Below are 19,136 nucleotides of genomic sequence, written 5' to 3'. Positions count from 1 at the left end.
GATCTCCGCTAACGATCGGTGCCGCCTGGGTCGCGACCGCAACATCGTCGGCTTCCCGCAAACACTTGGGCTGTGCGACGGATTGTCCAGGTCGCCGCCTGCACGGGAGGATTAGCTGGCACAAGACGCGCATTCTTTTCTTGCCGCACCGTGCCGGGCTTCAATGGCCTTGATACTGTCTGCAAAGACTTTTTCCAGAATGTGTCTGACGATGGTTCCGAGCACGAACCTGAGCACCCGTCCCTTGATGTTCTTGCCTTCGCGAACAACGACCGCGTCCAGCGCAGTCGTCCCGTAGGGCAGACGCGTAAATGTGTAGGTATGGCCCGACCTCCCCACACGTTGGAGTCGGTTGTCTTCATTACGACACAGTCGGGGTCGGACCAGTCGTAGTGCAGGCGTTCCCAGATACCGCCCGAGCCCTCTGTGACGTCGGCCTCAAAGGGGTCACGCCGATGAACCTTGGGGTATTCATCGGCGCTATTGCCAAAGAGCTTCGAGCGATCAGGCCCGAAGTCCGTGAGGCCGGCGACAAACTGCTCGGGCTTCAAAACGGTCTTGTAGCAGAAGTGGATCGTCGACGTGATGAGTTTCTTCGTTTGAATAAGCAGACAGCAAGCCGATGTGTTCGGCTTACCTACCGGGTATATTTGTAGAAGCCACGCGCGTGAGAGTTGAGGCGTCGCAGACTCCAACTGATGCCTAACGATCCCAGCGGGTCCGCAGGAATCCAAGCAGGCTAATGGTCGCCGCCACGACGATGCTGACTGCCACTATCACGAAAGCTGTGTGCAGGCTCGCGTAACCCTGCAGGACCAGCACCATCGCGGCCAGCGCAAATACGAAACGCACCACGCTTGCGGTCATCGGCCAGAAAATGCGGCGTGCCCCCTGACCTGCGAAGTAGAGTTCGAAAATCACGCCGATCACCGCATAGAAAGGCGCGACCACATGCAGATACCGTGCGCCGACCGCCATAGCGGCGCTATCGCTGGTAAAGAGGCCCATCCAGGGCAGCGGAAAGAGCGAGACAACGAGTCCGACCAGGCCAACCACGCCGGCAACGAACAGTACGTTCACGATCGCCGCGCGTCGCGCACGCGCAACGTTGCCTGCGCCCAGGTTCGTGCCCACCAGCGTGATCGCGGCAGTGCCGAATCCGAACATCACCGGTATCAGCAGCATGTCGAGGCGGGATGCAATGCCGTAACCGGCGATGGCGGCAACGCTCACGGCACCGGCCGCAGCGGTCAGCGCGGTGACTGACATGGCCGACATGACGGCATTGATCGCCGACAGCAAGCCGACGCCGAGAATCGCACTGAAATGCTTGCGCTGCAGTCGATAGCGGCGCAGGCGCAACGTCGACGAGGGCGAACGCATGTAGACGACCACCACGCCCAGCGCGGCAATATTGCACAGGACCTGTGCGACGCCGGCGCCTGCCACACCCATTCGCGGCGCACCCAGCCAGCCGTTGATCAGCATCGGTGACAGTATCAGGCCGGCGACCGCGCCGCCCAGTATGATCATCGCCGGCACCTTGACGTTGCCGGCGCCGCGCAGCGATGCCTGCAGCAGCAACAATATCCAGAAAGGGATCGCGCCTCCGAACAGGATGTTCGAGTAGAGCACGGCCTGGTTCAACGATGGCCCGCTGCCGCCAAGGCTGCGGTACAGCACCGGGCCGGCCAGCAGCAGCACAAGGGCGAACAGTCCGCCTGCTACGACGGCGATGACCACCGCATGCCAGGCCAGGCTTTGCGCCTCGTCCTGGCGGCGGGCGCCGGTGGCTCGGGCGATAGCCGACGACACGCCGCCGCCGATGCCGGCACTCGCTACCGTGGTCATCATGATCATGACGGGAACCACCAGCGATGTTGCGGCGATCGCTTTCAGGCCCAGTGAGCTGACAAAATAGGTCTCGGCGACACCTAGCAAGGTCGTCATGAACAGCACGGCGACTGTCGGCAAGGCAAGGCGGATCAAGTTTGACAACAGCGGACCATGGAGCAGTTCGTTGGCCGGCAGGTTGGCAGGCTGAGAAGAAATCTTCTCAGCCTGATTGGCGAGAGTAGCGGGCATGATCTTATCGGCACCTAGGCGCGGGTGATCGGCAGGACCGGGATCACTTCCGTGAATCCGGCCGATGAGCTGGGGCTAAGTTCGGCCCAATTCAAAGCCTCTGCCAGCGTCTCGACATTGATCACCACAAAGCCGCCAAACAGTGCGTGCGCGTCCGGGGACGGGCCATCCTGGACCTGGCGCTGGCCGTCCCGCATCCGCACCGTGCTGGCGTTACGCGGATCGAGTTGCGTGCCGGCCCGCATGACGCCGGCGGCCGCGAGGGCGCCCATGTACTGTTTCCACGCGAGCGAGACTTGCTGCGCTTTGAGCAGATCGGCGTAGGTTTCATAGACGTTTGGCGGCTGTTGAAAAGCGAGAACGAATTCCATCGTTGTTTCCCGTTAGAAAGGGGGATCAGTCGGCGGTGAACGCGGCCGCGTGGCGGCGAGCGAATTCGGCGGCGGAAATCGGCGCGCGGCCGACCAACTGCTGGAAGTTGTCGGTCATGCGGTCGTAGCGGTTGTTGCGATGCAGCTGGGCCATGATGACCAGGTGTGCGACCAGATGCGCCGGCTGTTGGAGCTCCCGCAGCTTCGCTTCCCAGATCTGCGGCGGCACATTGACGTATTGGATTGTGCGTCCCAGAGCGCTGCTGAATTCCTGTGCGAGCTCAGTCATCGTCAGCGACTGGGGGCCGGTCAATTCGTAGACCTTGCCGATATGCGGCTGTGGGTTGGCCAGCACAGCAGCGGCGGCAGCCCCCACGTCGGCGGCGGCGATCGGCGAGGTCCTGCCATCAGCGAACGGCAGGCGGATGGCGTTGTCGTCGCGGATGCCCTTGGCCGCCGGCAGGAACAAGCCTTCGAAGAAAGCAGTTGGACGCAGGTAGACCACCGGCAGGCCGGACCAACGCAGCATCTGCTCTGCGAGCCAGTGCTGCTTCTGTTGCGGGCTGCCGGTGGTCTCTGTCTCGCTCATCTGCGACAGCGTCATCTGCGACAGATTGACGAAGGCCTTCACACCCAGGCTTTTGGCTGTGACCGCGACGGTAGCGGCTGCTTCCAGGTATTCGGGCGAAACCGACATCGTGAAATACACCACTGAGCAGCCTTGCATGGCTGCGCGCACGGCGACGATGTCGAGCATGTCGGCGACCACGACTTCGGCGCCCATATCACGCAGGCTGTCGGCGCGCGCGTCCAGCTTGCGCACCATGGCGCGTACCCGATGACCTTGTTCCAGCAGGTTGGCGATGGCCGCGCGCGCGGTCGAACCGACGCTGCCAGCGGCGCCGGTGACGAGAATAGTTTCTTGGGACATGGCCTTCCTGATAACATCGAGTATGTAGGAAAATACATAGTGACACGTCGTTTTGACTATGTCAAAAAAAACATAGTCATTCCGTGTGCGCGTTGGCGCAATCCAGGAGCAATGCGAGTGAATGATCTGAAGGAAACCGCGACAGGCAAGGAAAAGCCGCTGAAATACGTTCTTCTTGCCGGTATCTATAACGAGCCGCGTTCCGGCTATGAACTGACCAAATGGCTGCAGATGGTGGGCCAGCATTGCTGGTCGGTTGAGCACAGCTCGGTTTACCCCGCTTTGCGCGAACTGGAAAAGGATGAACTCATCCAGTCGGAGCGCCTGCCGGGAACGCGCGGGCCGGACCGCTCGATCTACAGCATGACCGCTGCTGGGCTCGATAAGCTGAGGGCGTGGGTGGCTAACGGTTCGCCGCGCCCCGCCATCAAGGACGAACAGATACTGCGGGTGTTGTGCTTCGATTTGCTGCCGCGCGATACAGCGTTGCAGCAAATCCGCGAGGTGCGTGCGGACCACGAGGTCCAACTTGAATTCTTTCTCGCAAGACAGGCCATGCTGACCGAGCGTCAGCTTGGACCGCTGCTGGTGGCGCGCCGTGGGGTGCTGGCGGAACAGGCCTATATCGCGTGGTGTGACGAGGTGGCGGACATGATTGCTCGCAGGCCAGCCTGATGTACGGCCAAATTCGGGCCGGGCGCGCGGCTTGAATTTACCCAATAGAGGTACCGAGCGAGGTGCCGAGCGGAGTAGGCACCGCAATCACCAACGCCGAGATGACCGCTGCGTAACCGGTCTGCAACTTCAAAGCGCCTCCGGCGTACCTATCTTCGGTTAGATACGCCCGCAACCCGGACGCGGTCAAGTTCAAGGCCGATGCGCGGCGCCGACGCGGGCAGCGGGAGTAGATTGCACGCACACGGACTGATCCACGGACATTTCGGCCTATCGGTTTCTGATGGGCTTTTTTTTGTTGATCCATTCCGCCAATACTTTGTCCTGCGCCGCAACCTGTTTCCTGCAGACTTTCTATAGCCCTATATTCACGTCACCTCGGACTATTTGAGGGCGAGTTTGTGGCGAACTCACATTCCCTTAAAAAGTCTTTCAGCCTGCCGGCTGGTCCGCTGGCGGGCTTCTTTTTCACTTCTTCAAACCCACGCACGCGACCACCAACGCCTCAAGCTAACCCTCCCATTGCTTGCGCTGCAGATGATCCCGCCAGAGCCGGTCGACGGCCGAACCGTTTGGCGCGGCCAGCAATTCCGCATCGGACAGGAACACAGGCGTCGGCGGAACGGAATCGATGCACGGCACAGGCACCTGCACCTTCGCCTCAACGGTCTCCGTGTGGACGACAGCGGCACTTCACAAGCTGGTCCGAGACAAGATTGTCTCGTCGACGCTCGCTATTGACGAGATTCGCACGCACGGTGGCGATAAGGCGCTTGAGCGTCTTCAGAGCCCTTGGCATCACAGGCCTGCTTGAAGTACTTGCTCGCGGTGCCCTTGTCGAACCGGAAAATGTAGTCGTTCCTGTGCGGCGGCGCCTTCGGATCTGCCTTGCGCTTTTCGGTGTATTCCGGCGGCACCGGGTAACGCGGTTGCCGCATGATGACTTCGAACGCGTCGCCGATCAGCGGAATCCACTCGTTGTTGCCGATCTTCTGCCGGGGATGCTTGCGATCGCGCACCAGCGCGAGGTGATGCGCGGGCTGTGCGGTATTTCCTGACGAACTCGCCGACCTTGACTGTGGCGGCGTCGACCGCATTCTGGCCGTTCTCGATCTCTACTTCTTTCTCCCGCGCCCGGGCTTCGGCGGCACCTTTCGTTTTGAACGTTTTTGCTATACTCTGCCCTCGCTTGCGCACCTGGGCACGCCAGCGACTGCCGACTGGCAGGATTGAAGCCATGTTTTACCCCGCTCGGAAACTGTAGCAGTGCCAGATCTCTTTTCAGCGCTACAGGGTCAATTTGTAGCAGAGGCTGCTATAAACTGGGGTTCACAGGCTGTTACGGCGCTTCATTTAGGAAGAAGCAGAAATGCCGGAAACGCCCACGGGATACGGCCAAAGCCAATATCAGCAAAGCTCCAGTCGTCCCATTGCAAATATCCATCTCCCCGTAGTTCAATGGATAGAACAAGTGCCTCCTAAGCGCTAGATACAGGTTCGATTCCTGTCGGGGGGACCAGGAACTCGGCAGCAACTCAGTCGAAACCCTTTCCCAGCAAGGCCTCCAAGGTCTAATTGGTGTCCGTGGCGTACCCAGAACTGTACCAACTGGTGTACCTACGATGACCGCCTTTCGTCTCAATAGCATCATGACAGTCTCCATCCGCTATCTCTGGCCTAGACCGGGTACGGAAACACTGTGGTTCAAGCGAAAGGTCCCTAATGACCTAGTCGCATCTGTCGGCAAAACGTGGATCCAGTTCAGTCTCGGCACTCGGGACCCTAAGGTGGCGGCGCGGTTGATATCCAGCCATGTCACCGAACAGGACCGCCAATGGGCCGATCTCCGGAACCCCACAAGAGCGGGTCTCCAGCGCCAAGCACATCAGTTATTGGGCCGGTACGGTATCGACCCGGGAGACCCACAGGCCACCCCGGAGGCCTTGGACGCCTTTTATGACTTCTTGGACGACCATCTGCCGCGCTCGGTCAGGGAAGACGAGGACATCATTCACGGTCACCAGGTGGACCCGCACTTGTCGCCCGTCAATGCCATAGCTCTCCAGATGCTCCAGGCTCGCGCCAAGGTCACCCTTGCTGATTGTCTCGACCAGTACACCGCTGCACGCCCAAATACCGAAAAAGACGCTCGCTTGGTCTTCGGGTATCTCCGGCAATTCCTGGGTTCCGACAGAGAGCTTGGCAAGGTTCGTCGGTCCGACGTGAATAGGTTTGTCGCTTGGCTACTCGCAGGGCACCACGCAGGCGGTAAGTCCGTGAGTACCACAACCGTTGGACGCTATCTCACCACGCTCCGCGCCGCGTTCGGTCTGGGCATACGAGAAAATGAGCTAGGCATTGACAACGTGTTCGCCAAGGTGGAGATACCGGGGGCCGGGAAAGACGCAAAAGAGCGTCTCCCGTTCACGGTCGCCCAGCTAATGGCGTTACACGTTGCTGTTGATGCGTGGGCGGCGTCCAAGGGATGGGACCAGCTCCGCTGTATCGTCACCGTGCTGGCTGAAACGGGGTGTCGCCTGGCCGAGGTCGTGGGCCTCGCTGCCGCTGACGTCCATCTTCATGCTGCGACTCCTTACATCGATCTCAAAGAGCATTCTTGGCGCACCTTGAAGAACGACACCAGCAGCATCCGCAAGGTCCCGCTGACCCCACGGGCAATCATGGCGCTCAAGGAAGCCCACAAGATCGCCCACAGTAGCGCGTTCGCGTTCCCCCGCTACACAACGGCAGAGAGATGCTCGGCTGACTCGGTGTCGGCGGTCTTAAACAAGTGGATACGAGGTCAGGACGGCCTACAAGGCTCAGGGCTGTCCTGCCACAGCTTGCGCCACAGTATGAAAGACCAGCTACGCGCCGCCGGTTGCCCTGATTCGGGTCAAGACCAGATTCTCGGGCATGCCACGCCCGGGGTTGGGGCGAGCTATGGGAAGGGTTACCCGCTCGAGATGCTGGCGGATTGGCTGACGAAGGCCACGGAAGCGGTACGCTAAATGCCACGGCGGCTGCGCGTTGAGAACGCGTAGAATCAACGACACTTCATTTCGAGAAATCTTTATGAGCATTGAAGCGTCCGCCATACCGCCTGACATGATCCCGGCACCAGGCAGTGCATTGACATTGGGTCTAGAAGTCCCGTCACTGAAGTCGCTTTACATTGAAATGCGATTCCAGGAAACCTTGCTTAGCAGTGGAACAGCATTTCTCGTAGCCAACGACCAATCCTCACACTGCGCCCTAATTACAAATCGCCATAACGTCACAGGAAGGCACCAAGAGACAGGCGCATGTTTGGACAAAAAACACGGCGCGATCCCTGACAATATCCGCATCTATTTCCATAAGCCTCCTTTGGATGTGGGAGAGTGGCACTGCGTCACGCTGCCTCTTTACAAAGACGACGGTCAGCCCTGGTGGATTGAGCATCCCCGCCTTGGTGCCGCAGCCGACTTAGTTGCGTTGAATTTGAAATGGGGAAGCGACGTCCATAAAGTACCGTACTACCTTAAGACAAACAAAGACCGAGTCAACATGGTGGTTCGGCCCGCTGAGGCAGTTAGCGTAATAGGATTCCCTTTCGGTTTAACTTCCACAGGACGGTTTCCAATTTGGGCGACAGGATTTATGGCTCAGGAGTTGGGTATTGTGACACCCGACAATCAGACCTTTCTCATTGACTGCCGAACTCGACAGGGCCAGTCTGGGTCGCCCGTGATCGCATATCGGGCGGGCACATTTACAAAAATTGAAAACGGGAAGATTTCCACCACGATGGGAGGGGGAATTGTGGCGTGGGAGTTCCTCGGGATCTATTCTGGCAGGGTGAACCCCGAATCAGATTTGGGGCGAGTTTGGCACGTTAGCGCGGTAGAAGAGGTTTTCGCAGCAGCTGAAGCGAGCGGTAATAATTGAGGCAGCGATGCCCTGGGCAATGCGGTCATCTATCATGCTGCGTTACGCACGCGGTAGCCGCCGCACACGGCTCCTCAAAACAAACAGGACACACTAAATGACTGACTTGCTAGATCCTGAGAATGACCCCGCGTCGGATGACGGTGGCGGCGTACTTACAACGGTTTTCGACGCTATCGGCGTGCACTTCGGGCACATCCCAGCGATTGTCAGAAAAAATGTTGCCAAGGCATTTAACCATCTCATGAAGGTGCCCAACGCGTATATCGACGGAAAGGCTGCCGAGATAAAAGCGACATCCGATGCGCGTGTTGCGGTTACGAACGCAACCGGAAAGACGCTGGCGAAATCGATCGAAGTGGACCGGTCGCTAGCCGCAATCGCTACCGCAACCAATGCTAGCCGCATCCTTCGACAACAAATCAATGCAGCGCAAGTGCTGCAATATGCTGCTGAAGAGGTAAAGCGGGAGGATTCAGGCGAAGTTGCCGCTGAGCCCGAGGAGATTAGCGAAGACTGGCTTAACGCATTCGAACGCGAATCCGTGGATATGAGCAGCGAGCACATGCAACGGCTGTTTGGGAAAATTCTTGCCGGTGAAATCAAGCGCCCGAAGTCCTACTCGATCCGTACCGTGAAGTTGATGGCTCAGCTAGACAACCACGCAGCCGAGTTGTTCCGCGTACTGTGTTCGATGTCGTGCACGCTTCGATACGGGCCTGGAGTCATCGACGCTCGGATATTGGACCTTGGTCAGCCAGCCGGGCAGAACGGTTTACAGAAGTTCGGCCTCAGTTTTTCAGAGTTAAACATTTTGTTCGAATACGGGCTCATCATCAGCGATTTTGGGTCAGTCATGGGATACGCGGCTAGCGTCGTTCAAAATAACAATGTCCTTCTTCCTTTTCAATATGCAAATCGCCGTTTTGGCCTACTCCCAAAGAAGGCACCAACACAAGAGCAACTCACAGGCTTTCGCTTAAGCGGTGTGCAGCTAAGTCAAGCAGGTAAGGAACTTTTAGGCATCGTAGAACTGGTGGAGAACGCAGCCTACACGGCGGATCTCACAAAGTACTTTGATGACCAAGGTTATGCGCTGGTCGATGTCAAAAGCTGATTTGAATTGTCGGGCAGATAGGTCAACTGACGCCTGCCCCTATCCCGGCCTCGGAAGCGGCGCGGTGGAGCCTACGGGCAGCGATCTAGCACACCGCTGGCGTTGTCTTTGATTGGCAGATAACGCGGGTCGTACAGTTCGCCGCCTCTTCAATCATTTCCTGCTTCGTGATGTTCGGGTTCAGGATCATGAGGTCCTTCGCCATCGTCGTATCGTTGACCATCAGCTTGCGGCGCTCGATGGTGGCCCGAAGTTGCTTTCGCTTGCGTGCCTTATCGGTCGACCGGATGCCAAGGCACGCGGCAGCAATCCAACGGTCCAAGATGGTGTCCAGGGGAGCCGCCAGGCCGCCGCGCTGGTTCCGCATTTTCAGGAGGTAGCTGACGAAGGGTCGTTCGCTAGGGGTACAGGCTAAGATACAGGCGTGCATGTGCAGGGCCTTGTCTGAGTTGGAACGGGCCATCGGTAATTTGATGCCGCGTTTCTGTGCTTCCGTCTTGGTAATGATCTCGCCGGTCTCGGTGTCAACCCAGGTGTCCGGGGTGACCTGAGTCATTGGGCGCATGCCCTTGGTAACTCTCCACCCTGCAGCCCTCAGGCGTTCCCTGGGAACTACTTTGTACGTTCCACCGAATGGCACAAAGCGAGCTTCGGTCGCTGCCACCGTGGAGACGGCCCGCAGTTCTTCATCGTCGATCTTCATTAATTTTGCTCGGAATGTGCTGAATAACAGCAATTCTTCAACCCTCAACCCCTTATGGGACAAGGCTCTGAGGATGCTTCTATGTTGTATAAATGACCTTGGTCGTCCATGGGCAGCCTAGATTCCAGGAGACACAGGGACTCATTGGCTGCGCCAAGCCATACCTATAGGGGGATGACCATCGAATAAAGACAAACGGGATTGAGCTAGGTGGTGCTGAGGTAGGTAGACCATCATTACTTGGTCTATTACCTATTTATTGATGGTTGTCATAAATCGGTCTCGTCTTCGGCGTGAGTGGAGACCCATAGGGACAGGGCTGTGGTCTGCCCCAGGGACACCCAGACAGACTCGACCATCATTTGTTGGTCAGAACAGATAGGGGTTAGGCGGGGCGCTCTTGCTCAATTTGGAGTCCCAGGTATCTAGAGGAATGCTTCGTGCTCAGGCGACCGCATCCGGCAACTTCGATAACACAGCCGCGACGTGCTGTTCGTGTTCTCGCGCCTTGGCGTCCAAGGATTCCCGCAGGGCCGCAAGTGAAACATCCGCCGGCGTCCCCAGCTCGTCGGCTAGGTGAATCAGCGCCAATTCGTGTTCGGTCGGGTTCGGGTCGAACGCGCCACCCGGGTGCCGGTTCGCGTTGCGCTGCAGACGGTTGTTGTTGGGGTCGAACTGGCAACGCTTCCGGCTGTTGACCTTCTGTGGCGTCTCGAGCGTGTTAGCCATGCAGTGGAGCCCTGCGGCGACGTGATTGCCCTCGGAATCCAAGGCGACCTTTGGAATTCCGTGGTCGATCTCGAAGCCCGGGCGGCATGCGCCGTACTTTTGCTGGAGTGCCTCGCGCTCGAGACGGTACCAACCGGTCATGCTTCCGCCCTCCGTGGCCTTCCGCCAATCTTGCGCCGCCGCGTGTTCGCGTGTCTTGCCGCGCCTCTCTGCGTTGGTCGCGTGAGCGTTCCTGAAGTACTCCCGGCAAGCCTCGCGGTACTCAGGGGCCTCCATGCGCTTCTGCCTCCAGTTGCGCTGGCCTTCGTTGTACGCGTCCCGACAAGCTGCATCGGTCCTTCGGCGCTCGATTCTTGCCGCGTCGACTTGCACCGCACACGCCACACATTTCCGGTTGCTCGCGTAGTGCGCGGCTTCGCCGTGGTGTCGACAGGTCCATGGGAACCTCGGTTCTCCGCGCTGACGCGCCGCTAGCGCTGCCTGGGTCTTGGTTTGTTTCAGCATCTCTGGTTACTCCGTTGCTGCCGTGGGCGCGTAGCTCTCGCTACTTGCCAGCTCGGCACGCTTGTGGCGTTCATAGGCCGCTCGCTGGCGGTCTGCATTGCACGTTCGGCAGTGGCCTTGCCCCGCAGTCCCAAACACCGTGAGACCGTGCCTGTGGCAAGTGAACAGGAACGTCTTCCGACCGGCTTTGCGGGCTGCTTCACGCGCCGCCGTTTTCGTTCCGCGCTTCGCATATGGGCGGACGACCAGCCCTTGGGATGCGCTCGACAGGGTTGTTTCTCGGGTGTTCATTGGTGTTCCTTTCTATGTGTGATTCAGCAAAAAATAAGGGGGCCGCCACGCAACAACACCGCCGCAATGTCGACGAGCGCGTGTGTGCATCCGCTTGGGCTCCCATGGGGACCTGAAACGGGCTGGCGGGATATGGCTAAGGGATAATAGGTGGCCTGACGTGGCCGGAAAGGCTAAAACGCTCTTACAGAGGGGGTATGACCAGGCGGGCGCGGTTGGTGGCCATGACGGGTCGGCGGCCTCTCTAACGGAAGACTAAATGTTGTTTTTCTATAGTGAGGGTAAGGCAGTGGGCGCTTGTTCTATACGTGGTGGGTAAATGCCGTCCTTCTAATGAAGGCTAAATGTCGTCGTTCTGCTGGTGGGGGTAAGTGTCAGTTTGGGACGCAGACGGTCTTTCTCTACATGTAGGCCCTAAACGGCTGCTTGCCCTCGGGAGACCGCGAGAGCAGCGCGGGTGCCGTCCTCAAACGCACGTACTTATTCGATAGCTATTGCGTTTGGTGATCCCATAGGCGGGGCTCCTTCATATGGACGTACGAATTTACCACTGGGCTCTTCTTCTGGTGTGGCCACTAATTCACCGCTGGGCTCCTCTTCTAGGAGGAGTACTAATTCGTCACTGCCTGTTGTAAACGCGGTTACAGTCGCTAGTAGTTCCTGCCTAACTCGAGGGCTTGAAGTAATGAATACCGGACTTATACTGCACGACCGTTTTCCGGGCGATATCTCGGTGGTGACGCTGCTTGATGGCGACCACTATGTGACCATGGTCGGTGCAGACAGCGGGATTTTTGAGGTTGTCGACCGCTACTCCGCAGAGTCCTCGGCGGCCCTTGCTGGCCACGCGGCTATCGTGCGCTGCACTCGGATCCTGGGGGCTGAAGACCCCCGCGCGGTCTGACAGCGTTCCAGCTAGAAAGGCCGTCTGCGTGTCGAAAATAAATGTTGTATATATACAACATGTCTTGCCGCGCGGGGTCCTGCACTGATCTCGCGCCGCCCCTCCGGTCAACCCTCGCTCAGGCAGGGCTGCTTGCATATCGCTTGACGGTCGCGGGGCTGATCCCAAAATGTTCCGCAGTCTTCGCGATGCTCGCGCCATGCTCGGCACGCCACCCCACGACCTCGGCAGCGTCTGCGGCCTTGGAGCGCCCCAACTGCTTCCCTTGGGCCTTGGCGGTCTCGATCCCGCGCCGCTGCATCTCTCGGCGGTTCAGGTAGTCCGCTTCCCCTTGGGCGGCCATGAACGCCAAGACCGCGTCCCGGGTGGCCTTGGAAATCGCATCGGTGGCCGTGCCGTCGAAGATCATCCCATTCATCGTGCAGACGACTTTGACGCCCGCGTCCATCAGTTGGCGCATGGTGCGGTGGAGTTCATCGTAACGGCGAGAGATGCGGTCGAGCCAGCGCACGTACAGCACCCCGCCATCGGACAGCTTGTCGACCACTCGTTTCCACTCCGCGCGGTCTTCGGGGGCTACGTGATACCCAGAGACGCCCTCGTCAATGTGAACGTGCTTGGCGCTAACGCCCTGCTTGGCTGCGTCATCGTACTGACTCGCTGACGTCTGCCCATCGGTGGTCGAGATGCGCCCGTAGTAGATGGTCTTCACTGTGGTCTTCCCCGTAGTTGGCTCAAAACATCAATGGCTCAAATATACGGGTGGCTCAAAACACAGTCAACCTTTTGAGCCAGTCTTTTTGCTAACTGTTGCATTGGCGCAATAGGTACACCTTGTGAGCCAACAATTACGCAGCACTTCGCTCGTCTGAACGGATTACACTTCACGCTTGGCGAATGAGTGCCCGATGGCTCGATTACACGGAGGCGGTGTGGAGATTCTGACTTGGATTAGCTCACATTGGGACTGGCTATTCGGCGGCGTGGGAGGTACAGCGGCTGTGGCGGCCGTCGGATGGTTATTCAGTCGAAGCAGCGGGAATAATCAGAAACAAGCGGCCGGTGACGATTCGGTGAATATTCAGGCCGGTCGTGATGCGAATGTGAAAGGCATTTCCAACAAGAAGCGGGAGCAATAAGCATGGCGTTCGGTCAGCAGCAGGGACAAGAAGCTGGCGACAATTCGTTTAATGCCCAAGCGGGTCGCGATCTTGTTATCGTGGGCGTCACGTACGCGGAGGCCAGACAAATTGCGCTTGACGTCTTTCGCGCTAACGCGGTGGAATTGGCTGGGCTCGCGCAACAGACTGCGCGGGAGCGGGCTGAGCACATTACCGAGAAATTCCTCGACGAATTGCAGTCCCGACATCCGGCAGGAATCCAGCAGACGAGTGAACCGGATTTTCAGCACTCGATCTTGGAGGCACAAAAGGCGTTCGCTCGCTCCGGCGACGAAAAACTCGAAACCGTCTTAGTGGACCTTTTGGTAGAGCGTGCGGCAGAAAAAGAACGTTCTCTTCGCCAGCTCGTACTTACGCAATCGATTGAAACTATGTCCCGCCTGGCTGCGGACCAAGTTGACCTAATAACGGTCATTTTCTTGTTGCGCCATTCACGCGAAATTTCCATGGGTTCGCGAGACGCGCTACTTGCGTATTTCCGCGATAAGGTCTTGCCGCTGGCAGATTCCATTCCTAAGTCGGGATCCGTATATCCTTATCTCGCGTATACGGGCGTTGCAACGGTTGAAATGGGCGCTATCTCTATACCCGAAATCATTCGTCGCGTTTATCCCGGATTAGTATCGAACGGCCAAGAACCGGCTAGATTTGACTCGATACGAGCGCGTGAATCTGAGCAGGCGCTTGCAGGGCTAATTGCCCCCTGCATTAGTGACGCCGCGAAGCAGCAGGTTTGGGCCCTAGATCAGTCAACGGTCGAACAAAAATGCGCGGCACAAGGTGTCTCGCTTGAGAGCCAGACAGAACTGGTCAGTTTGCTCGGTCAGAATCTCATGCCAGACGCTGAAATTATCGCGCTGCTTTCCGCCATCGGCCCAACCGTCGAAACATTTTTGGGGCGATGGAGTGGCACGCAACTTCAGAACACAGTGCTAACGACCGTGGGACTCGCTATTGCCCATTCTAATGCCACGCGGCTTGGCCTTATCATTGCTGACTTAGAGATCTGGCTCAATTAGTTTTATTCGTAGGGGTCTGTACGGTCCTTGGGTAAATTGCTGCGCGTAGCGACTCCCGCGCGTTTTCTATGAATTTATCTCGGGCCGCGTCGGCCAAGGTACCCCCTATGCGCTTTTCCGGAGACTTCAAAAACAGCGCTAAACCTCGACCGGCGTTGTTGTTGTTCGAGGTTGTGGGTGAGAGTCCACCCCTGGAAATCTAAAGACCAGTGGGCAAGGTACCCCCTAAGCCCCCTGCGGCATCTGCAGAACAGAGGGCCCTTGTTTTCCAAAGGGGTGCCCCCCGGGGTGAGGGCCGGCTGCCTAGTATCGCGCCGTGTTCTGAGGGACCAATAGTGGCATAAGGTGTCAACAACGGTGCTTGTCGCCTTGCTAGCGTCAGCTAGTCGTCGCGACCTTCTTTACATTGGAATTCGTTCGGGCGCAGCCGCTCTCCGAGACGATAGACAATCTTTGTGTCGATAAAGTTATCGGACCTCAAGTCGGAGTCGATTTCATAACACCCGACAATAAAGTAGATATTCTCTTCCCTTCCGACGCTCAGTGTATCTATGCCCCAAAAGGCTATTCGATTGATATTGATTCAATTAACGAAGACGTTTGGGCCGATCACAATGAAACCGTTTACCACTGGCATTACAGAGCAAACGACGGCGGATGTGGGCCGCCTAGACGTTGCTTTGGCATCGTGTTTCAGAAGCCGCTTAGCGAAAAAAAGGTCTGCTACACCGCAATTGGAAGGGGGAGTAAGGAAAAGCAACATCTGTGGTCGGAGTATCGCCCTTGTGTATCTATAGTTGCAAATTCTTATACGATCTCTGTGACCGTTCAACCCAATGAAAAAGGCGTGATCACGTCCCTCCCAGCGGCGACAATCGGCCAATGTAAATCCACCTGCGCGGCCCATTTCGGCAGCGATACAAACGTAACGTTATCGGCCGCAGGGGATGGTTTCATTGGATGGACAGGGGACCCAGAATGCAATGGCCAGAAGAGTAATTCCATCAGCATATTGCCGCGACATCGTCTAATTAACTGCTATGCGAATTTCAAGTAGGAGATTTCCAACGCACTGTGTGCATCGATCGACAGCCGAACCGAACTCGTCATCCCCAGGCCCCCGCAGATTTTCCCCTTAGTTCGGGCCGCGCCGCGCCCAAAAGACCGGTACCCGCGCCGCTTCCGACCACTCCAAAAAACGCTGCTAGAGGCTCTCGCGTCGTTGTTGTTGAGCTTGTTGAGTGTGGGTCGCTCTCGTCTTCGTTCGGTTTCGAATCTGGCGGCGCATAGTACCCCGTGCTCGATTCCAGACGACCTCAAAAACTCCGGTAAAGGCTCGCGGTTGTTCGTTGTTGTTGAGCCCTGCGAGTGGGAGTCGGTCCGTGGGAATTTCGAGATCGACCGGCAGAGGTACCCCCTGTTACCCCGGGGAGGTCTCCGCAGAAGAGGGGGCCCATGCTTTCCAAAGGGGCGCCCCCGGTAGGGGCGCGGCCTCTGTACCAACCCTGGACCATCTTCTGTACCAACGAGGCCAATGTGAGTCCTGCCACCCAACGACATTGAATAACGCCGAGAGCCTTGCTACACTTTGGTTTCAGCGCCAACGGATACCGAAATCCTGACGGGAAAAACAGGGATCAACATTCCTGTCGGGGGGACCAATCGGCAACATCCAGACACCTCAAAAATCCCCGCCCGGCAATTTCCGGGCGGGGATTTTTTTAGCCACCTTCATTTCCCACGTCCGCTGCATACAGAACGGCTGAAGCCAAATCTCCGTCTGCCTTTCGCACCGACCGGACCACCTGATCGTATCCGCGGAATCTATGCGACCGGAGTCCGCGGCAGATGACAGCCTGTGGTCGTCCGACTTTGCAACGATAGGACCTTCGTCGCACGGGACGAACGCCTCAGTTGAAACGGTAATTGCATAAGTCCAACGATAAAAATTGACCGTGCAACTACTGAGCTACCAATTTCGTGCTGCATCGAGAAGAAGTTGACGACCCACATCGACCCGGTCGACTCCGGCGCTCCCTTTACCGCGAGCTATGTAGAGGGATATTCGAGCCTTGGTTCTGGCATTTCGACCGATCAACTGACCCGTTTGCAGCATGTCGCTGCACAAGCACTCGGGAACGACTGACAGTCCGGTTCCTGCAGCGGCAGCGTCGAGCGCTGCCTGATAGTCCGGGACGGTGACCGAGGGGAGGTCCGGATTCCGCCCGAATGCCACGCGCCAGTAGTTGGCCAGCGCAGGTAGCGGACCTTGGACTTCGATGAGCGGCACCCCACCTGGCGCACCTGTCCGGAGCAATCGCTCGCGCCAGCGTGGCGCACAAACCAGTATTAAGGAGCCTTCGTACAGGAGATCGTATTCGACTGCCTTGTGAGGAATTCGTGCCGGTGTCACGGCAAGATCCAGTTCCCCGTCGACCAGAGCCTTCATCAGGACAGGGGGCGGTGCCGCGCGCAAGTCGAGACGGATTCCATACTGCGGCAGGGTCGCGAGGCCAGAGAAGATCAGTTTTGCGAAGCCGCTGGTTGATCCTGCATGAATGATGCCCTCCAACGATGCATTCTTACTGCCTGCTGAATCTACGACTCTTTGCAACGCGTCCAGGTGGGATCCCACTTGGCGCTCCAGTTCGGTGGCAGCCGGTGTCGACGCCAGGCCGCGCGGCAGGCGCTCGAACAGCTTGCACTGCAGATGATTTTCCAGAACCTTGATGTGTCGCGACACAGCGGGTTGAGTCAGATGGAGTGCGTCGGCAGCTTTCGAAATCGAGTTGTGCCGGTAGACGCTGAGAAAGCTTCGAAGGTAAAGCAGTTGAGACATAAAAATATTTATGTATAGACCGAAAACACATGATTTGTTTTTAGTCTACATCCGCTTTAGAGTCCGATCAACGCTACCAGGAGGCATGCCACCATGGCCACACCACCGTCAGTCATCCCCACGTTTCCCGATCTTCAGGGAAAGGTTGCTGTCGTCACCGGCGGCTCACGTGGAATTGGAGCCGCAACGTGCCTGGCACTTGCGAAGAACGGCGTGAAAGTTGCCGTCAACGGTCGCGACGAAACGGCGATTCTGTCGACCGTGCACGCCGTGCGCGCCGCGGGAGGGAAAGCGATTGCTGCGCCCGCGAACTGTGCCCAACTGTCTTCGGTTGAGGAGATGCGGGTACGCGTCGACGCTGAACTTGGCGCACCTGATTTCGTCGTGGCATTCGCCGGCGGCGGCACCGGTCGGCCGGTGCCGTTTGAGCAGATCACAGAGCAAGACTGGCGCTCAAGCATTGACAACAATCTGACGTCTACATTTTTCACCTTGAAATGCTTCTTGCCCGCAATGATTGCGCGCGGTTCCGGATGCATTGTCAACATGGCGTCTGCAGGTGGCAGGATTGCCGCCGGCGCACCCGCCGGCTATGGCGCCGCCAAGGCCGGGGTCATCATGCTCACACGTCATCTGGCGCATGAGGTCGGCCGGCACGGCATCCGGGTCAACTGCGTTTCGCCATCGGCGGTCCTCACGGAGCGAACCCGGCAGGCCATCACGGACGAACACGAGCGACAGATGATCCCCGCTTTCCCGCTGGGTCGGCTGGGTGATCCAGAAGATGTCGTCGCTGCGACTCTTTTCCTGCTGTCCATGGCCTCATCCTGGATCACCGGCGTGACCCTGGATGTAGCAGGCGGGCGCGTCATGTCGTGAATGATCACGCGGAGGACGGCCGGCGGCCTGGCGTCCACTCCGGAAGTTCGTCGAGGTACAGGTCCGGCCGTCACGCCGGTCGTAGTTGGATTTCACTTGAATGCTATCGGGCTTCGGCTATGTTGCATCCATAGCGAGACAAGAGTCCTTTCCTGGCCAGAACGGACATTCGGTCGCAACCAGTGAGGGTCGCAAAATGAGCGTACAGCTAAACCATACTATCGTCTGGTGCCGCGACAAGCGGAAATCGACACGGTTCCTCATGGACATCCTGCAGGTGCCGAGCCCTATCGAGTTTGGGCAGATGCTGGTCGTTCAGCTCGCAAATGGCGTCTCGCTCGACTTCTTCGAAAGCGACAGCGCGATTTCCAGTCAGCACTACGCATTTCTGATCAGTGAAGAGGAATTCGACGAGGTCTTCTCTCGTATTCGTGACCGAGGTCTTCAGTACTGGGCAGACCCCGGCAAACGACGTGTCGCCGAAACCTATCAGCACAACGGTGGCCGGGGAGTGTATTTCGACGATCTTGACGGTCATTTGCTTGAAGTCATGACCCGCCCTTATCAAATTGGTGCCTAGCAGATCGGCGCTCAACTGGATGGCACCCGCACTTCGTGGCAGGTGTCGGCACTGGTGGGCCGAGCGCGCTCCACGTTGAATGGCTGATTTCTGGCCGCTTCGGGCAATATCGATGGTTCCTTGTGGGTCGACTTCAGCCGGTCGGTGACAACCGGACTCGCCTGATCGTACCCACGGAATCGATGCAACATATAAAAAAGCATCGAACTCCAACACCTAAAGTATTCCCAGCGCACGCCGAAAATCAGGCATGGAAAACGACGACCGCCTCCGCCCTGGCCACCCTCTATATGAAGAAGCGATGTAACTATTCAGCGCTTGTAAACTGCCACCAGGCTGTGCATAGTGAAGGACATGACGAAGATGCCCGATTTCAAGGACCTGACGCACGAACAGAA

Annotated in this window: 17 protein-coding genes and 1 tRNA gene; 10 read left to right on the top strand and 8 right to left on the bottom strand. The window is 57.8% G+C overall.

All coding sequences use genetic code 11. The features are described from left to right. Positions 1-702: 702 nt before the first annotated feature. The 3 genes from P3T25_RS17445 to P3T25_RS17435 are packed head-to-tail and all read right to left on the bottom strand — an operon-like array spanning position 703 to position 3,387. Positions 703-2,085 (bottom strand): MATE family efflux transporter, encoded by a 1,383-nt coding sequence (locus P3T25_RS17445; RefSeq protein WP_429358517.1) that lies wholly within the window; start codon positions 2,083-2,085, stop codon positions 703-705. A gap of 14 nt (positions 2,086-2,099) precedes the next feature. Beyond that, positions 2,100-2,456, bottom strand: a complete 357-nt coding sequence (locus P3T25_RS17440; RefSeq protein WP_154558975.1) for a YciI family protein — start codon at positions 2,454-2,456, stop codon at positions 2,100-2,102. 25 nt (positions 2,457-2,481) lie between these two features. Continuing rightward, positions 2,482-3,387 (bottom strand): NAD(P)H-binding protein, encoded by a 906-nt coding sequence (locus tag P3T25_RS17435; RefSeq protein ID WP_266239378.1) that lies wholly within the window; start codon positions 3,385-3,387, stop codon positions 2,482-2,484. Here P3T25_RS17435 and P3T25_RS17430 point away from each other — a divergent pair. Then, positions 3,295-4,062: a PadR family transcriptional regulator gene (locus tag P3T25_RS17430; RefSeq protein WP_429358516.1), complete on the top strand. Its 768-nt coding sequence runs from the start codon at positions 3,295-3,297 to the stop codon at positions 4,060-4,062. The genes P3T25_RS17435 and P3T25_RS17430 overlap by 93 nt on opposite strands. A 734-nt stretch (positions 4,063-4,796) precedes the next feature. Here the strand turns inward: P3T25_RS17430 and P3T25_RS17425 are convergent. After that, complete coding sequence (locus P3T25_RS17425) at positions 4,797-5,159, bottom strand: hypothetical protein (protein ID WP_429358515.1); 363 nt, start codon at positions 5,157-5,159, stop codon at positions 4,797-4,799. Positions 5,160-5,506: 347 nt separating this feature from the next. Between P3T25_RS17425 and P3T25_RS17420 the strand changes: the two genes are divergently transcribed. From P3T25_RS17420 to P3T25_RS17405, 4 genes are all read left to right on the top strand, one after another. Next, positions 5,507-5,581 (top strand) — tRNA-Arg (locus tag P3T25_RS17420). Between the two features lie 103 nt (positions 5,582-5,684). Continuing rightward, the gene (locus P3T25_RS17415) at positions 5,685-7,073 is read left to right on the top strand and encodes a DUF6538 domain-containing protein (protein WP_429358514.1); all 1,389 of its coding nucleotides are present in this window, start codon (positions 5,685-5,687) and stop codon (positions 7,071-7,073) included. Positions 7,074-7,137: 64 nt separating this feature from the next. Next, a complete protein-coding gene (locus P3T25_RS17410) occupies positions 7,138-7,992 on the top strand; it encodes a trypsin-like peptidase domain-containing protein (protein WP_429358513.1) in 855 nt (284 codons plus the stop codon). Positions 7,993-8,089: 97 nt separating this feature from the next. Continuing rightward, positions 8,090-9,109 (top strand): DUF2806 domain-containing protein, encoded by a 1,020-nt coding sequence (locus P3T25_RS17405; RefSeq protein ID WP_429358512.1) that lies wholly within the window; start codon positions 8,090-8,092, stop codon positions 9,107-9,109. A gap of 85 nt (positions 9,110-9,194) precedes the next feature. Here P3T25_RS17405 and P3T25_RS17400 read toward each other — a convergent pair whose 3' ends face one another. Beyond that, positions 9,195-9,812 (bottom strand): hypothetical protein, encoded by a 618-nt coding sequence (locus P3T25_RS17400; protein WP_429358511.1) that lies wholly within the window; start codon positions 9,810-9,812, stop codon positions 9,195-9,197. Positions 9,813-10,256: 444 nt separating this feature from the next. Further along, positions 10,257-10,682 carry a hypothetical protein gene (locus P3T25_RS17395; protein ID WP_429358510.1) on the bottom strand — a complete coding sequence of 142 codons (426 nt, stop codon included), beginning with the start codon at positions 10,680-10,682 and terminating at the stop codon, positions 10,257-10,259. A gap of 1,339 nt (positions 10,683-12,021) precedes the next feature. Between P3T25_RS17395 and P3T25_RS17390 the strand changes: the two genes are divergently transcribed. Continuing rightward, positions 12,022-12,240, top strand: a complete 219-nt coding sequence (locus P3T25_RS17390; protein WP_429358509.1) for a hypothetical protein — start codon at positions 12,022-12,024, stop codon at positions 12,238-12,240. A 118-nt stretch (positions 12,241-12,358) separates the two neighbouring features. Here the strand turns inward: P3T25_RS17390 and P3T25_RS17385 are convergent, their stop codons facing one another. Next, the gene (locus tag P3T25_RS17385; RefSeq protein ID WP_429358508.1) at positions 12,359-12,952 is read right to left on the bottom strand and encodes a recombinase family protein; all 594 of its coding nucleotides are present in this window, start codon (positions 12,950-12,952) and stop codon (positions 12,359-12,361) included. A gap of 220 nt (positions 12,953-13,172) precedes the next feature. On the opposite strand from P3T25_RS17385, the gene P3T25_RS17380 reads away from it, so the two are divergent. Next, positions 13,173-13,379, top strand: a complete 207-nt coding sequence (locus P3T25_RS17380) for a hypothetical protein (protein ID WP_429358507.1) — start codon at positions 13,173-13,175, stop codon at positions 13,377-13,379. Positions 13,380-13,381: 2 nt separating this feature from the next. Continuing rightward, positions 13,382-14,440, top strand: coding sequence for an LPO_1073/Vpar_1526 family protein (locus P3T25_RS17375; protein ID WP_429358506.1), 1,059 nt, complete (start codon positions 13,382-13,384; stop codon positions 14,438-14,440). 1,969 nt (positions 14,441-16,409) lie between these two features. Here the strand turns inward: P3T25_RS17375 and P3T25_RS17370 are convergent. Next, complete coding sequence (locus P3T25_RS17370) at positions 16,410-17,279, bottom strand: LysR family transcriptional regulator (protein WP_266239374.1); 870 nt, start codon at positions 17,277-17,279, stop codon at positions 16,410-16,412. 93 nt (positions 17,280-17,372) lie between these two features. Here P3T25_RS17370 and P3T25_RS17365 point away from each other — a divergent pair, with 93 nt between their 5' ends. Both P3T25_RS17365 and P3T25_RS17360 read left to right on the top strand, forming a co-directional pair. Further along, entirely contained in the window at positions 17,373-18,158 is a 786-nt protein-coding gene (locus tag P3T25_RS17365) for an SDR family NAD(P)-dependent oxidoreductase (protein ID WP_154558971.1), read from the top strand. Positions 18,159-18,354: 196 nt separating this feature from the next. After that, positions 18,355-18,738 (top strand): VOC family protein, encoded by a 384-nt coding sequence (locus P3T25_RS17360; protein ID WP_429358505.1) that lies wholly within the window; start codon positions 18,355-18,357, stop codon positions 18,736-18,738. The last annotated feature ends 398 nt before the right edge of the window (positions 18,739-19,136 follow it).

Source organism: Paraburkholderia sp. GAS32 (assembly GCF_050434225.1).
In the GTDB taxonomy this organism is placed as follows: domain Bacteria; phylum Pseudomonadota; class Gammaproteobacteria; order Burkholderiales; family Burkholderiaceae; genus Paraburkholderia; species Paraburkholderia madseniana.
The sequence above is the reverse complement of the archived record's forward strand: the minus strand, read 5'-3'. Positions and strand labels throughout refer to the sequence as shown.